This is a genomic window from Pseudomonas sp. NCCP-436 (assembly GCF_019656335.1).
Taxonomy (GTDB): Bacteria; Pseudomonadota; Gammaproteobacteria; order Pseudomonadales; family Pseudomonadaceae; genus Aquipseudomonas.
Genome location: NZ_BPLZ01000015.1, coordinates 50,518 through 64,647, shown reverse-complemented (window position 1 = coordinate 64,647; position 14,130 = coordinate 50,518). Strand labels below are relative to the sequence as shown.

Annotated in this window: 9 protein-coding genes and 1 pseudogene; 6 read left to right on the top strand and 4 right to left on the bottom strand. The window is 68.1% G+C overall.

Annotation, left to right across the window (positions count from 1 at the left end; genetic code table 11):
• Nucleotides 1–44 precede the first annotated feature (44 nt).
• Nucleotides 45–968, bottom strand: a complete 924-nt coding sequence (locus NCCP436_RS14760) for a MalM family protein (protein WP_220804740.1) — start codon at nt 966–968, stop codon at nt 45–47.
• A gap of 125 nt (nt 969–1,093) precedes the next feature.
• Nucleotides 1,094–2,368, bottom strand: coding sequence for a maltoporin (locus NCCP436_RS14755; protein ID WP_220804739.1), 1,275 nt, complete (start codon nt 2,366–2,368; stop codon nt 1,094–1,096).
• A gap of 363 nt (nt 2,369–2,731) precedes the next feature.
• Between NCCP436_RS14755 and NCCP436_RS14750 the strand changes: the two genes are divergently transcribed.
• From NCCP436_RS14750 to NCCP436_RS17895, 3 genes and pseudogenes are all read left to right on the top strand, one after another.
• The gene (locus tag NCCP436_RS14750; protein WP_220804738.1) at nt 2,732–4,399 is read left to right on the top strand and encodes a glucan 1,4-alpha-maltotetraohydrolase domain-containing protein; all 1,668 of its coding nucleotides are present in this window, start codon (nt 2,732–2,734) and stop codon (nt 4,397–4,399) included.
• Nucleotides 4,400–4,457: 58 nt separating this feature from the next.
• Nucleotides 4,458–5,642 (top strand): annotated as a pseudogene (locus NCCP436_RS17900) (HAMP domain-containing protein); the annotation flags it as partial.
• Between the two features lie 150 nt (nt 5,643–5,792).
• The gene (locus NCCP436_RS17895) at nt 5,793–6,497 is read left to right on the top strand and encodes a methyl-accepting chemotaxis protein (protein WP_375709500.1); all 705 of its coding nucleotides are present in this window, start codon (nt 5,793–5,795) and stop codon (nt 6,495–6,497) included.
• Nucleotides 6,498–6,851: 354 nt separating this feature from the next.
• Here NCCP436_RS17895 and NCCP436_RS14740 read toward each other — a convergent pair whose 3' ends face one another.
• Nucleotides 6,852–7,931, bottom strand: coding sequence for a hypothetical protein (locus NCCP436_RS14740; RefSeq protein WP_220804736.1), 1,080 nt, complete (start codon nt 7,929–7,931; stop codon nt 6,852–6,854).
• Nucleotides 7,932–7,987: 56 nt separating this feature from the next.
• Nucleotides 7,988–10,051 carry an alpha-amylase gene (locus tag NCCP436_RS14735; protein WP_179591948.1) on the bottom strand — a complete coding sequence of 688 codons (2,064 nt, stop codon included), beginning with the start codon at nt 10,049–10,051 and terminating at the stop codon, nt 7,988–7,990.
• A 254-nt stretch (nt 10,052–10,305) separates the two neighbouring features.
• On the opposite strand from NCCP436_RS14735, the gene malE reads away from it, so the two are divergent.
• The 3 genes from malE to malG all read left to right on the top strand — a co-directional run bounded on the left by malE (nt 10,306) and on the right by malG (nt 14,028).
• The gene (gene malE / locus NCCP436_RS14730) at nt 10,306–11,493 is read left to right on the top strand and encodes a maltose/maltodextrin ABC transporter substrate-binding protein MalE (RefSeq protein ID WP_125881655.1); all 1,188 of its coding nucleotides are present in this window, start codon (nt 10,306–10,308) and stop codon (nt 11,491–11,493) included.
• A gap of 101 nt (nt 11,494–11,594) precedes the next feature.
• Nucleotides 11,595–13,127 carry a maltose ABC transporter permease MalF gene (malF, locus tag NCCP436_RS14725; RefSeq protein ID WP_375709499.1) on the top strand — a complete coding sequence of 511 codons (1,533 nt, stop codon included), beginning with the start codon at nt 11,595–11,597 and terminating at the stop codon, nt 13,125–13,127.
• A gap of 10 nt (nt 13,128–13,137) precedes the next feature.
• The gene (malG, locus tag NCCP436_RS14720) at nt 13,138–14,028 is read left to right on the top strand and encodes a maltose ABC transporter permease MalG (protein ID WP_075748848.1); all 891 of its coding nucleotides are present in this window, start codon (nt 13,138–13,140) and stop codon (nt 14,026–14,028) included.
• Nucleotides 14,029–14,130: the final 102 nt, after the last annotated feature.

The window sequence follows — 14,130 nt, the reverse complement described above, 5'->3', positions numbered from 1 at the left end:
GGCTGCGGCGGTGGCGCCGGCCAGGTCACCCCGGGGAGATCGTTTCAGCGGATCTGGATACGTTCGAGCAGGTAGGCCTTGGCGCTGTCGTCGCCGACCCGGCCCGCTTCGTCGGCCAGGCGCAGGGCGCGCTCCAGATCTTTGCCGGCGAGGGCGGCGTCGATGCCCTGGCGGTAGTAGGCCTGGGTCTCCGGCAGCACGGCCGGGGCCGGTACGCTGGGCAGCTGGTTGCCCATCTCGCGGCCGATGCTGAACGGCGGCACGTAGCTGTTGGCCTGCTGGCCGGCCACTTGGTCCTCGATCAGCACCATCTTGATCACCCCCACCGGCGCATGCTGGGCCACCGGGTCGGGAATGTTCGGCGCCTCGTTGCCGAGGGCGCGGGCGAAGGCCTTGGCCGGGTGCTCGATGACGGTCTGGCCGCGCATCTGCGCCTCGCTGGTGTAGAGCACCAGGTAGTGTTCGTTGCCGGGGTTGTCCGGGTACAGGCGGTCGACGCGCAGGCGCGCGTCCAGGCTGTCGCCCTTGAAGCCGGAAGCCGGGGCGTAGACGAAATCCTCGGCACCGAGCAGGCGGGTGACGCGGAACCGGCTGTCGAGCAGCATGGCGTTGGGCGCCAGCACCGTGTCGCCGGCCTGGCTGTACAGGCGGATCTCGAACGACTTGCTGGCGGCCGGCAGCTGGAAGGCACGGAAAAAACTCTTGCCGCTGTCGAAGGCGAACGCCGGGGCGCTGGCGTCGATGCGCACCTCGCCGCTGAAGTTCACCGGGATCGGCTGGTAGGGCAGCTCGCGCAGCGAGGCGCAGCAGGATGGGGCGGCGGCGAGGGCCTGTTCGGCGCTACTGGCGGAGGTCTGCAAGGGGGCCGGACTGCTGCTCAGGGCATCGATGCGGCGTAGCGGCTCGCTGGCGCAGCCGGTTAACAGAACGGTGAGCAGCGCGAGGCTGGCGATCTTGAACGGTGGCATGGGTTATTCCTCTTTTTATGTCACGCCTGGTAAAAGGCCCCGGCCTATTGCAGAACCGGGGCAAGGACCACAGGAGCAGCGTTAGGGTATTGCCAGGCATCCGGATGCAACGGATGCCCGACCGCTTACCACCAGGCCTCGGCCTGGACGCCGAAGGTGAGGCCGTCGTCGTCGCCGGCGTCGATGGACTCGCTGGCGGCGTTGTACTTGCCGCCGTCCCACATGGCGTAGGTGGCGAACACACGGATCTGCGGACGTGCCCAGAAGCTGCGGCCGGCCGACCACTGCTGGGCCAGGGTGACTTTCTTCAGGTCACGGGACTTCTCGCCCTTGGCCTGCGGGTCGATATGGTCGTAGCCGAACTCCAGCGCGGTGCTCATGGTGTTGGTCCACTTGTACACCGGGCGCACGCCGAACGAGGTCCAGGTCTGCCCGGAGTCGTTGTCGAAGTCCTTATCCTCGTAGATCTGCACGTACATCATCTCGATGTCGTCGGTCAGGCCGACCACGCCCTGGTTGACCAGACGGAACATCTTGCCGTCGCTGTTGCCGGTGCTGTTGCGCCCGGTGCTGCCGATGATGCCGTCGGTGCCGTACTGCAGGGCGAGCTTGTTGAAGCCGCCGAACCAGTTGCCCTGGATGTGCTGCACGGTGACCAGATGCCCCTTCTGATTGGTGTAGCCGGGGTCGTCCTTCTGCTGTTCGGTGAGGTTGGCCTTGCCGTAGTCGTAGCCGAACTCCAGCTTGCCGTCGGTGTTGAAATCGATGTCGGTCAGGCGCAGGTCGAGGGTGTCGTTGGCCACGTTGGTACCGGTGCCGGTGCCTTCGTAGACGTAGTCGCCATCGTTGTTGCGCATCCAGGCCACGTGCGCCTTGGCGAAGCCCAGGTCGATGTCCTCGATACCGGCGCCGGGGCCGGAGACGTCCCAGTAGTAGTAATCGTTGATGTGCACGTCGTTGCGCTTGTAGTAGCGCTTGCCGGCCCACAGGGTGGCGCCGGGCAGGGCCGGCAGGAAGTTCTTGGCCTGCACGTTGAACTGGCGGATCGAGCTGGTGCCGTTGTTGAAGGCACTTCCGCCTTCGCTGTCGGTGGCTTCCCAGTCGTTAGCCTGGTCCGACTTGTAGGCGATCATGCTGTCGATATAGAAGCTCTGCTCGCCTTCCTTCCATACCTCATGGCCGAGACCGATCTCGGCATAGGTCTCGCATTCGTTGCCGAGGCGGTACTTGGCCGGTGCGCCGGCCGCCTGGAAGCAGGCCTGGTCGCCGCCGCCGGCGGTGGCACCGATGCCGGAACGCATGTAGCCATGGAAGTCCAGTGCCAGGGCCGGGGTGGCCAGCAGCATGGCGGCGAACAGGGCGCTGGGACGCAGCAGCTGGGCGGGTTGCTTGGTATTCATCGTGGGTCCTTCTTTCTTGTTGGATTCGGTGTCGGACTGACTGGGCGCGACAGGGCAGGCAGTCGGCCCGGTGGCGCTGCGGGCAAGAGTCGGGCAAGGCAAGGCGCCACCACATCCTCCCCGGGGCGCTTTTTTCGAGGCGGAGCGGCAGGGCGTAGCGAAGCGGCGGGGGTATGGCTGGCAGGCGGAATTTCTCCGCCTGCGCCCTACGCCTGCAGAAAGTGCGCGGGGGAGGTTTGGCGGCGCGGCCAGGCGCGGCAGGCTGCCGTGATCGGGTCGCCCGCGCGGTGCTCCGATCAGTCCATCCGGGGGCTGCCCCCCGTAGTCGGATGCTCACAACAATGACAAGAACGGAGCTTCAAGATGAACCGATACCTGCGACTGGCCGGCCTGGTGCTGGCCATGGCCCCGCTCGCCTACCCCTGGGGCAACCTGGTCAGGGCGGCCGACGCGCCGGGCAAGACCGCCAGCGGCGTGCGCTATCACGGCGGCGACGAGATCATCCTCCAGGGCTTTCACTGGAACACCGTGCGGACCTCGAGCAACTGGTACGCGACCCTGGCCAGCATGGCGCCGACCCTGGCCGCCGATGGCTTCAGTGCGATCTGGATGCCGGTGCCCTGGCGCGACTTCTCCAGCTGGAGCGACCCCGGCAACGGCACCTCGGGCGGTGGCGAAGGCTACTTCTGGCACGACTTCAACAAGAACGGCCGCTATGGCAGCGACAGCCTGCTCAGACAGGCCGCCGGCGCGCTCAATGCGGCCGGGGTCAAACCCATCTACGACGTGGTGCCCAACCATATGAACCGCGGCTACCCGGACAAGGAGATCAACCTGCCGGCCGGCCAGGGGCTGTGGCGCCACGACTGCAATGACCCGGGCAACCATGCCAACGACTGCGACGACGGCGACCGTTTCATGGGCGGCGACGCCGACCTCAATACTGGCCACCCGCAGAACTACGCGATGTTCCGCGACGAGTTCGCCAGGCTGCGCAGCCAGTATGGCGCCGGGGGCTTTCGCTTCGACTTCGTCCGCGGCTACGCCGGCGAGCGGGTCGCCAGCTGGATGAGCGATGCCCACGACAACGGCTTCTGCCTCGGCGAGCTGTGGAAGGCGCCGGGCGAGTACCCGAGCTGGGACTGGCGCAACGGCGCCAGCTGGCAGCAGATCCTCAAGGACTGGTCCGATCGGGCCAAGTGCACGGTGTTCGACTTCGCCCTCAAGGAGCGCATGCAGAACGGCGGCATCGCCGACTGGCGCCACGGTCTGAACGGCAATCCCGATGCGCGCTGGCGCGAGGTGGCGGTGACCTTCGTCGACAACCACGACACCGGCTACTCGCCCGGCCCCAACGGCGGCCAGCACCACTGGCCGTTGCCGGACGCGCGGCTGAAGCAGGCCTACGCCTACATCCTCAGCAGCCCGGGCACGCCGGTGGTGTACTGGCCGCACATGTACGACTGGGGCCATGGCGACTTCATCCGCCAGCTGATCCAGATCCGCCGCGCCGCCGGGGTCAAGGCCGCCTCGGCGATCCAGTTCCATTCGGGTTATTCCGGCCTGGTGGCGACGGTCGGTGGCAGCCAGCAGCAATTGCTGATCGCCCTGGACTCCAACCTGGACTCGCCCGGCCAGGTGGCCAGCGGCGACTTCACCGAGGCGCTCAACGCCGACAACGGCGCGATCCGTATCTGGCGCAGCGGCCAGGGTGACGATGAAGATCGGGGCGAGCTGGTCAGCGTCAACTTCCGCTGCGACAACGGCGTGACCCAGTGGGGCGACAGCGTCTATGCGGTGGGTAACGTGGCCCAGCTGGGCAACTGGAGCGCGGCCGGCGCCGTGCGCCTGAGCGACACCAGCGCCTACCCGACCTGGAAGGGCAGCATCGCCCTGCCGGCCGGCCAGCAGCTGGAGTGGAAATGCATCATCCGTAACGAGAGCGACCCGGCGCAGGTCAAGACCTGGCAGCCGGGAGGCAACAATAGCCTGACGGTTACGGCCGGGGCCACCACCAGCGGCGGCTTCTGAGTCTGCCGGGCCGCCGCGCCGTTCCCGGCGGCCCGGTCTCTATCGACAGGAGAGATCGATGTTGTCCCCTCTTGTAAACCGGCTGACCGCCTTCAAGGTCGGCTTCCTGCCGCGGCTGTACCTGCTGATCGCGGCGCTGGCCCTGCTGCTGGTGCTGCTCGGCGGCAGCAGCCTGAGCGCCATCGGCGAGCTGCAGGGCTCGGGCGAACGCATCGCCCACAGCGCCGCGCGGCTGCAGGCCAGCCAGAGCTTCTTCAGTGCCCTGCAGGGCCTGACCCAGAACCTGTCCGATGCCCTCGGCGCCGAACGCGCCGAGGAACTCGAGGCCTTCGCCACCGCGCATGGGCAGCATGCCGAACGGGTCGACGCCCGCCTGGACGTCATGCGGACCCTGGGGAACGGCGCCGAACAGGCCGAGCTGGTGCGGCTGGGGCAGTTGCTGCCGCAGCTGGACGCGCAGAGCCGCGAACTGCTGGAGGCGCAGCGCCAGGTGCTGGCGCGGGTCGAGCGCACTGCGGTGACGCTGCGCAACCTGCAGCTGCAACTGTCGCGCTTCAAGCAGGACCTGCTCAGGGTGCAGGCGGTCACCAAGGACGACTACGTCGCCTACTCGCTCAAGCAGTTCATCATTCCGCTGGAGCAGGTCGAGGCACTGGTCTTCGACGCGGTCGGCAGCGCCTCGCCGCAGCGCCTGCAGCAGGCCGAGGCCAAGGTCAGGGAACGCTTGCCCAATCTGCATGACAAGCTGGGGCGGGTGCTGGACGACCTACTGCCCCACCAGGACAGTCGCACCGACTATGTGCATACCTATCGGGGCGAGTTCGCCGAGATCAAGCGCAACCTGCTGCTCGACGGCCAGGGCGCGCTGGCGCAGTACGCCGGCTGGCTCGCCGACAAGCAGGCTAACCAGGAGCGCAAGCGCCAGCTGCAGGCGTTGCAGGCGCAGGTGGGCGAGCAGGTCGGGCAACTGATCGAGGCGAGCGAGCGCGACGCCCGGGCGCAGCTTGAACAGGCGCGCCTGACCTATCGGCGCGGCTTCGATCGCCTGCTGTGGCTGGCCGCGCTGTCGCTCGGCATCGCCCTGAGCATGGGCGTTTGGCTCAGCCGCACCATGCGCCGGGCGCTGGGAGCGGTGTCCGGCGCGCTGAACCGGTTGGCCGAGGGCGATCTGCGCGGCCGCTGCGATTACCAGCGGGCAGACGAGTTCGGCCGGGTCGCGGCGGACGTCAATCGGGTCGCCGGCAACCTGCGCGACGCCCTGGCGCAGCTGGGCCGCGCCGCCGACCAGCAGGACGCCATCGCCCGTGGCAATGCCGATTCCTGCGCCGAGGCGCGCCAGGGCCTGGATCGGCAGCGCTCGAGCATCGGTGCGCTGGCCGCCAGCCTGACCCAGATGGAATCGAGCTTCGCCGAGGTGGCGGTGCATGCCGAGCAGACCGCACGGCGGGTCGACAGCGTCGGCGCCTGCGTCGACAGCGGCAGCCAGATCATGGCCGGCACCATCCGCAGCACCCGGGCGCTGGCGCAGCAGCTGCAGGGCAGCGTGGCCGAGATCGCCGAGGTCGAGGTCGGCGGGCAGCGCATCGGCCAGATCCTCGCGGTGATCCGCAGCATCGCCGAGCAGACCAACCTGCTGGCCCTCAACGCGGCCATCGAGGCGGCGCGTGCCGGCGAGCAGGGCCGCGGCTTCGCCGTGGTCGCCGACGAGGTGCGCAGCCTGGCCTTGCGCACGGCCAGCTCCACCGGCGAGATCCAGTCGCATATCGACGGTCTGCTGCAGGGCATCCAGGCGGCGGTACAGTCGCTGGAGCTGAGCCGCCAGCACATGCAGGCCAACCTGGCCCAGGTCGGCGAGGCCGATCAGGCGATGCAGCGGATCCACGAGCAGGTCGGCGCCATCGCCGGCATGTCGCGGCAGATCAGCCAGGCCACCGCCCAGCAGCGCCTGGCTGCCGAAGACGTGACGCGCAGCATGCACGACATCCACGCGGTGGCCGAGGACAACATGCAGCGCATCGTCGGTATCACCGAGAGCAGCGAGCGCCAGGCGGCCATGGTGGCTGAGCAGCAGGCGCTGTGCGCCCGCTACCTGACCTGAGCGATCGGTGCCTGCTGCGCGAAGGCGTGTATCCGGCGGATTGGGGCGGGGTGGCGGAGGATGAGAGGGCGTTCGGCGAGTGACCGCGCAAGCTCGGTGCGCACGGCGCACCCTACGATGGTGCCGATACGCCGATATGTAAGTCTGCGGATATGGTGCGGCGAGCCCTAGGGTGCGCCGTGCGCACCAGGGATAAACGCCGATCTGCCAGGCCGGCGCCTATTCCCGGTCCGGTCGAGTTGTCGCCGCTGGATGGGGTATGCAGAAAGAGCCACCGAGGCCGCGGTGCTCCGCGGCGCACCCTGAGAACACGGCAGGCCTTTGTAGGGGGCGCGCGGGGCCGCCTAGCTCTGCCTATTCACCAACCTGCCACTCATGCGCCTGCTGCAGCGCCTGTTCCAGCTCGGCGCGCCAGGCGTCCGGGGTGCGGCCTTCGAGCAGTTCCAGGCGCCGCAGCTGGGCGCCGCATTCGTCCAGGCAGCGTTGCAGCCAGGCGATGCGCTGCAGGGTCAGCGGCGTGCAGGTCTGGCCGCCGAGGTCGTCCTCCAGATCGCTCAGGTGCGAGCGCCAGGCCTCGCGCAGGTACAGGCCGTCGAGGCCGCCGCCCAGCGCGTCCTGCCACTGGTCGATGATGCGTTGCAGCCAGGCCAGTACCGTGGCGCTGGCGCCGCGTCCAGCCAGATGGCTGCGCAGGCGCCGGTAGCACTCCAGGGCGATGCGCTTTTCCAGTTCCAGCGCGGCCAGCGCGGCGCTCTGTCCGCGCTCGCGTTCCAGGTGCAGCAGGTGGGCGTAGTAGCAGCGCGTTTCGAAGCGTTCGGCGGCGTGGCACTGCGGGGTCAGCTGGCCGTTGCTGTTGAAGCTGTGCAGCGGCTCGAAGCGGTACATATAGCCGAAGTCGAACAGGCGGATGCGGCCGTCGTCGAGCAGGTTGCCGGGGCACAGGTCCCACTCGAAGAAGCCCAGCTGCAGCAGCGCCAGCAGCGTATCGAACAGCTGCAGCAGGCGCCGCTCGTCCCATTCGCCGATCGCCTCGCCGGCGATCCAGGGCGACAGCAGCAGGCCCTGGCGGTAGCTGGCGTAACGCGTCTCGACGATGCCGGCCAGGGCCTCGCCCCAGGCCGGCTGCTGTTTCAAGGCCTGCAGCTCTGCGCGGCGCTGCACCTCGTTGAGAAAGGAGGTCTGGCCGTCGGGGTTGCGCACCTTGCACGGGTTGCGCGCGCGCTTGAGCGTCCACAGCTGGCCGCCGGCCTCCAGCTGGTAGACCTCGGCGGTCAGGCCACCGGAGAAATGGCGACGTACCCAGGGGCTGCCGGGACGGGTGGCCAGCAGGTGTTCGAGGGGCAGCGGGCAACCGGCGAGCGAGCCCACCTCCAGTTCGGCGCGGCTGGCGGCGAAGGCCAGTTGGCTTTGGCGGCGTTGTTGTTCGGGTGTCATATCGACTCCTGTTGGTGAGCACAGCGCACCCTACGGGTTGGCGTTGGCATATGCGCTTATCGCCCTTGCACTATCACCACCCGGTCTTTGCCCAGGGTGCGAGCGAAGGCGTAGGGCTGGGTGGACAGCTGCTGGTGGCGGCCGGCGCCGATGGCCGGGTGGCGCGCGCGGAACTGGCCGAGCAGGCGCCAGTGCGCCAGCAGTTCGGCGATGGGCGCCTGCTGCTGGGCGTCCCAGTTCATCGACGAGCGCGTGCCCTGGTGCGGGTCCGAACCCGTGGGCCCGAGCGGGCGCGCGCTTTCGTCGCCGTAGTAGATCTGCACCGCGCCGGGTGCCAGCAGCAGGGCTCCGGCCAGGCCGCGCTGGCGCGCCAGTTGATGGCCCTGGTCGGCGAAGAACAGCGAGGTGTCGTGGGACGAGGCGTAGCTCATGAAGTTGTGCCGCGCGTCGTTGGCCAGCAGCTCGGCGTAGTCGCGGTAGCCGTCCTCGATCTGGCGCAGGCACTCGCTGCCCCTGGCGGCCAGCTCGCCCTGGAAGTCGAAGTTGATCAGCGCGTCGAAGCCGTGGTCCTGGTAAACGCTGGCCTGCGGGCCGTGGCCGAACACCTCGCCGACCATCCAGAACGGGCTGCCGCTCATGGGATCATCGGGGTTGGCCGCCGACCACTCGGCGCGCGCCTTGTCGGCTGCCTGGCGCAGCGCCGCCCAGCTCTCCAGTTCGACGTGCTTGACGGTATCGGCACGAAAGCCGTCGACGCCGAATTCGCGCACCCAGAAGCTCAGCCATTCCACCAGATAGTCGCGCACCCGGTAGCCCTCGCGTGGCACGGCGCGGGTGTCGGCCTTGCGCAGCAGGAAGGGCGGCAGGGACACCGGCTGCTGACTCTCGGTCTTGAAGTCGGGGAGGAAGGCCAGCGAGCCTTGGCGCGGGTCGACCAGCACGCTGGGCGGGCTGTCATAGTCGGCGATGTCGGCGCGTACCCAGTCCTTGCCCCACCACTGGCGCCAGGCGTCGTGCTGGTAGTCGATCAGGTTGTGGTAGGCGTGCAGGTTCTCGAAGCTCTCCGGCTGCCAGTCGCTCCAGCGCGGCGGCAGGTACTGCTGCATGCCGCCGCGCAGCGCGCCGAAGCCGAGCGCCTGCATGTCGGCCAGGGTCGAATAGCCGGGGTGGTTGAGCACTACGTCGAACAGCACGCGGATGCCGCGGGCGTGAGCCTGGGCGATCAGCTCGCGCAGCTCGTCTTCCGTCCCCATGTTGGCGTCCAGGCGGGTGAAGTCCAGGGCGTAGTAACCGTGGTAGGCGTAATGGCGGAAATCGCCCTTGTCACCGCCGCCGACCCAGCCATGGATCTGCTCGAAGGGCGCGCTGATCCACAGTGCGTTGACCCCCAGCTGCTGCAGGTAGTCGAGCTTGCCGGTCAGGCCGCGCAGGTCGCCGCCATGGAAGGTACCGATCTCCTGCTCGCCGTCGGGCTGGCGCCCGTAGCTGCGGTCGTTGCCGGTATCGCCATTGGCGAAGCGGTCGGTGATAGCGAAATACACCGTGGCATTGCGCCAGTCGTGGGCGGGCGCTGGCGCCGGCTCGGTTGGCTCGAGCAGGAGCAGGCCGTCGCTATGCGCCGCCGGGGTCAGCTCGATACGGCCGTTTTCCACCGTGGCCAACTGGCCGCTGTAGGCATCGCGCAGCACCTCGCCATCGGCGAATACCTGGCCGACCGCGACGCTCAGCGCCTCGCCCTGCCAGGTGCGGCAGGTGCTGCGCGGCGCCTGCTCGCGCAGCGGCAGCAGGCGCAGATGGGGCTGGGCGTCTTCCTGAAACAGCAGGCGATAGCGGCCGGGCTCGCCGATCTGCAGGCTGAGTGAGCTGCCCGCGTGCCAGTCCTGACGCTGGTACAAGGCCAGCGGCTGGGCGCTGCCGCTGGCATTGGGCGCCTGCAGACGCAACTGGCCGGCGCTCAGGTCCAGCTCGACGCTGTAGCGCTGCGGCGCGGAGTTATTCCATTGCAGCGGCACTGGCCGTTGATCCAGCCAGGCCTGCAGCTGCGGCTCGGCGCTGGCAAACTGGCAGAGCAGGGCGCAGGCCAGGGTGGTGAGCGAAGTCGGCAACGAAGGGCGGCGCATGGGGTTCTCCCGCAACTGGTGAGCCTCCAGTACACCCGCTCCACGCCGCCTGCAACAGGCGCAGAAGGGGCAGGGGTGCATACTTTTTTCAGGGAGGCGCTGGCAGACTACGCCCCCGCTTCTACGCCCTCGAGAGCGCGACCGGGGAGGATGTGGCGCTTGCCCTTTCGGTCGAGGATGACCGGGCTGGCAGAGCGCTCACCGGCTCGCCGCGGTTGTGGATCAAAAACAAGAAGCCACGAGGACAACAAGACATGAACAAGACGCTGCTCAGCGCAGTCGCCATCGGCCTCGCCGCCACCCTGAGCCATTCCCTGCCGGCCCAGGCCGCCATCGAGGAGGGCAAGCTGGTCATCTGGATCAACGGCGACAAGGGTTACAAGGGTCTGGCCAAGGTCGGCGAGCGCTTCACCGCCGACACCGGCATCGCCGTCGAGGTGGCCCATCCGGACAGTGCCACCGACAAGTTCCAGCAGGCCGCCGCCACCGGCAACGGCCCGGACATCTTCATCTGGGCCCACGACCGCCTCGGCGAATGGGCGCAGAGCGGGCTGATCTCGCCGATCACCCCCAGCGCCAAGGTCCAAGGCGAGATCGAGGACTTCGCCTGGGAGGCGGTGACCTACGGCGGCAAGCTGTGGGGCTACCCGATGGCGGTCGAGGCCATCGGCCTGCTCTACAACAAGGCGCTGGTGCCGACCCCGCCGGCCAGCTTCGACGAGGTGCTGGCGCTCAACGCCGAGCTGGCCAAGTCCGGCAAGCGCGCCATCCTCTGGGACTACAACAACACCTACTTCACCTGGCCGCTGCTGGCCGCCAACGGCGGCTATGCCTTCGCCGCCGCCGAGGGCGGCTACGACACCAGTCGCACCGGGGTCAACAACGCCGGCGCCAAGCAGGGCGCGCAGACCCTCAAGGCGCTGATCGACGCCGGGGTGATGCCCAAGGGCGCCGACTACAGCGTCGCCGAGGCCGCCTTCAACAAGGGCGAGTCGGCCATGTTCATCAGCGGCCCCTGGGCCTGGGCCAACGCCAAGAAGAGCGGCATCGATTTCGGCGTGGCGCCGATTCCCGCGGTCGGCGACGCGCCGAGCCGACCCTTCAGCGGGGTGATGGCCGCCGCGCTGAACGCCGCCAGCCCCAACCAGGCGCTGGCCGTGGAGTTCCTCGAGAACTACCTGCTGCAGGTCGAGGGGCTCAAGACCGTGAGCGCCGACGTGCCGCTCGGCGCCGTGCCGAACAAGGCCTATATGGCCGAGCTGGCCAGCGACCCGTTGATCAAGGCCACCTTCGACAACGCCCAGCTCGGCCAGCCGATGCCCAACGTGCCGGAGATGGGCGCCTTCTGGTCGGCCATGGCGCCGGCGCTGAGCAACATCACCTCCGGTCGGCAGACCGTGGACGCCGCGCTGGACGACGCCGCCAAGCGCATCGCCAAGTGAAATCCGGCCGCCGTCGACGCCTGGCGTCGCGGCGGCCCCGCTCCGAGGCTATAAACCTGATGTCCGTCGTCAATCTTTCCGCCGCCGTGGCCAGTACGCCCATGAAACTGTTTTCCCTGCCATCCCTGCGTGCCGGCCTGCGTTGGAGCCTGTGGGGCCTGTTCAACGCCCTGGCGCTGTACCTGGTGCTGGCGCTCTATGCCCAGCAGCAACTGGCCTTCGCCCTGCTCGGCCTGGTGGTCACCGGCATCGCCAGCTACGTGTTCATCAGCCGCCGCACCTACGCCCATCGCTACATCTACCCGGCGTTGGCGGGCATGCTGGTGTTCGTCATCTTTCCGCTGCTGTACACCGTGGGCATCGGCTTCACCAACTACAGCGGCAGCAATCTGCTGAGCTTCGAGCAGGTGCAGCGCTATCACCTGCGCCAGACCTACCTGGCCGGCGAGCGCTACGCCTTCAGCCTGCACCGCGATGAGGCCGGCGAGCTGCGTTTGCGCGTCGACAAGGGCGAGCGCGGCGCGTTCGTCTCGCCGCCTCTCGTTGGGGATGCGACCGGCGACGCGGCCGGCGAGCCGCTGGCGCTCAGGGCCGAACGCGAACCCGGCGAGCTGGGCGAGGCACTGGCGCTGCGCGAGGTGATCCAGCGCCGCGCCGAGCTGGAGCAGTGGGTGCTGCGCGGCAGCGACGGCGAGCTGCTGCGTCTGTACGGCCTGCGCGAGGTGGCGGCGGTCAAGCCGCTGTACCGCCTGCTGGAAAACGGCGACCTGCTCAACACGCGTAGCAACGAGCGCCTGGAGCCCGACCATACCACCGGCTTCTACCTCGACAGCCACGGCAACAAGGTGGCGCCGGGCTTCACCGTGTTCGCCGGCACCAGCAACTTCACCCGGGTACTGACCGACCCGAGCATCCGCGGGCCCTTCCTCGAGATCTTCGTCTGGACCGTGGCCTTCGCCGGCCTCACCGTGCTCTTCACCCTGGCCGTCGGCCTGGTCCTGGCCAGCCTGCTGCAGTGGGATCTGGTGCGCGGCAAGGCGTTCTACCGGCTGATGCTGATCCTGCCCTACGCGGTGCCGGCCTTTATCTCCATCCTGGTGTTCCGCGGCCTGTTCAACCAGAACTTCGGTGAGATCAACCTGTTGCTCAACGGCCTGTTCGGCATCCGCCCGGACTGGTTCAGCGACCCGACCCTGGCCCGCTCGATGATCCTGATGGTCAACACCTGGCTGGGTTACCCCTACATGCTGCTGCTGTGCATGGGCCTGCTGCAGGCCATTCCGCGCGACCTCTACGAGGCCTCGGCGATGGATGGCGCCACGCCCCTGGACAACCTGCTGAAGATCACCCTGCCGCTTCTGATCAAGCCGCTGGCGCCGCTTTTGATCGCCAGCTTCGCCTTCAACTTCAACAACTTCGTGCTGATCACCCTGCTGACCCGCGGCGGCCCGGACATCATCGGCGCCACCACCCCGGCCGGCACCACCGATCTGCTGGTGAGCTACACCTACCGCATCGCCTTCCAGGACTCGGGGCAGAACTTCGCCCTGGCGGCGGCCATCGCCACGCTGATCTTCCTGGTGGTGGGCGCGCTGGCCTGGCTCAACCTGAAACTGTCGAAAGTCAAAGTCTGAGGAACCCGCCATGGCGATGGTGCAACCGAAATCCGTGAAATACCGCCTGTGGCTGACCCATGCAGGTCTGCTCGGCTTCATCGCGCTGATCGTCTTCCCGCTGCTGATGGTGGTGTCGATCAGCTTCCGCGAAGGCAACTTCGCCACCGGCAGCCTGCTGCCGGACAACCCGACCCTGGAGCACTGGTCGCTGGCCCTTGGCATTCCCTACCAGCATGCCGATGGCTCGGTGACCCAGCCGCCGTTCCCGGTGCTGACCTGGCTGTGGAACTCGGTGAAGATCGCCTTCATCAGCTCGGCGCTGATCCTGCTGCTGTCGACCACTAGCGCCTATGCCTTCGCCCGTATGCGCTTCGCCGGCAAGGGGCCGATCCTCAAGGGCATGTTGATCTTCCAGATGTTCCCGCCGGTGCTGTCGCTGGTGGCCATCTACGCCCTGTTCGACCAGCTCGGCAAGCACGCCGGCTGGCTCGGGGTGAACAGCCACGGCGCGGTGATCGTCGCCTCGCTCGGCGGCATGGCCCTGCATATCTGGACCATCAAGGGCTACTTCGAAAGCATCGACGCCTCGCTGGAGGAGGCCGCCATCGTCGACGGCGCCACCACCTGGCAGGCCTTCGTGCACATCCTGCTGCCGATGAGCGTGCCGATCCTCGCCGTGGTGTTCATCCTCGCCTTCATCACCAGCATCACCGAATACCCCATGGCCTCGGTGCTGCTGCTGGACGTGGACAAGCTGACCCTGTCGGTCGGCGCGCAGCAGTACCTGTACGAGCAGAACTACCTGTGGGGCGACTTCGCCGCCGCCGCCGTGCTCTCCGGTCTGCCGATCACCCTGGTATTCCTCTATTGCCAGAAGTGGATAGTCGGTGGGCTGACCGCGGGGGGCGTTAAGGGGTAGCCACGATTTGGTGCGCACGGCCTAGGCGGCCCCGCGACACCCTACGGGTTAGGCGTGATCAGCCGCAGGGCGGTTGAAACCCGCCACCCGATACCGATGTAA

What these genes read in the sequence shown, in the direction of transcription:
- NCCP436_RS14735 (WP_179591948.1), bottom strand. Translation starts at nt 10,051, where the DNA reads ATGCGCCGCCCTTCGTTGCCGACTTCGCTCACCACCCTGGCCTGCGCC.
- NCCP436_RS14755 (WP_220804739.1), bottom strand. Translation starts at nt 2,368, where the DNA reads ATGAATACCAAGCAACCCGCCCAGCTGCTGCGTCCCAGCGCCCTGTTC.
- malF (WP_375709499.1), top strand. Translation starts at nt 11,595, where the DNA reads ATGAAACTGTTTTCCCTGCCATCCCTGCGTGCCGGCCTGCGTTGGAGC.
- NCCP436_RS17895 (WP_375709500.1), top strand. Translation starts at nt 5,793, where the DNA reads ATGGAATCGAGCTTCGCCGAGGTGGCGGTGCATGCCGAGCAGACCGCA.
- NCCP436_RS14760 (WP_220804740.1), bottom strand. Translation starts at nt 968, where the DNA reads ATGCCACCGTTCAAGATCGCCAGCCTCGCGCTGCTCACCGTTCTGTTA.
- NCCP436_RS14740 (WP_220804736.1), bottom strand. Translation starts at nt 7,931, where the DNA reads ATGACACCCGAACAACAACGCCGCCAAAGCCAACTGGCCTTCGCCGCC.
- malE (WP_125881655.1), top strand. Translation starts at nt 10,306, where the DNA reads ATGAACAAGACGCTGCTCAGCGCAGTCGCCATCGGCCTCGCCGCCACC.
- malG (WP_075748848.1), top strand. Translation starts at nt 13,138, where the DNA reads ATGGCGATGGTGCAACCGAAATCCGTGAAATACCGCCTGTGGCTGACC.
- NCCP436_RS14750 (WP_220804738.1), top strand. Translation starts at nt 2,732, where the DNA reads ATGAACCGATACCTGCGACTGGCCGGCCTGGTGCTGGCCATGGCCCCG.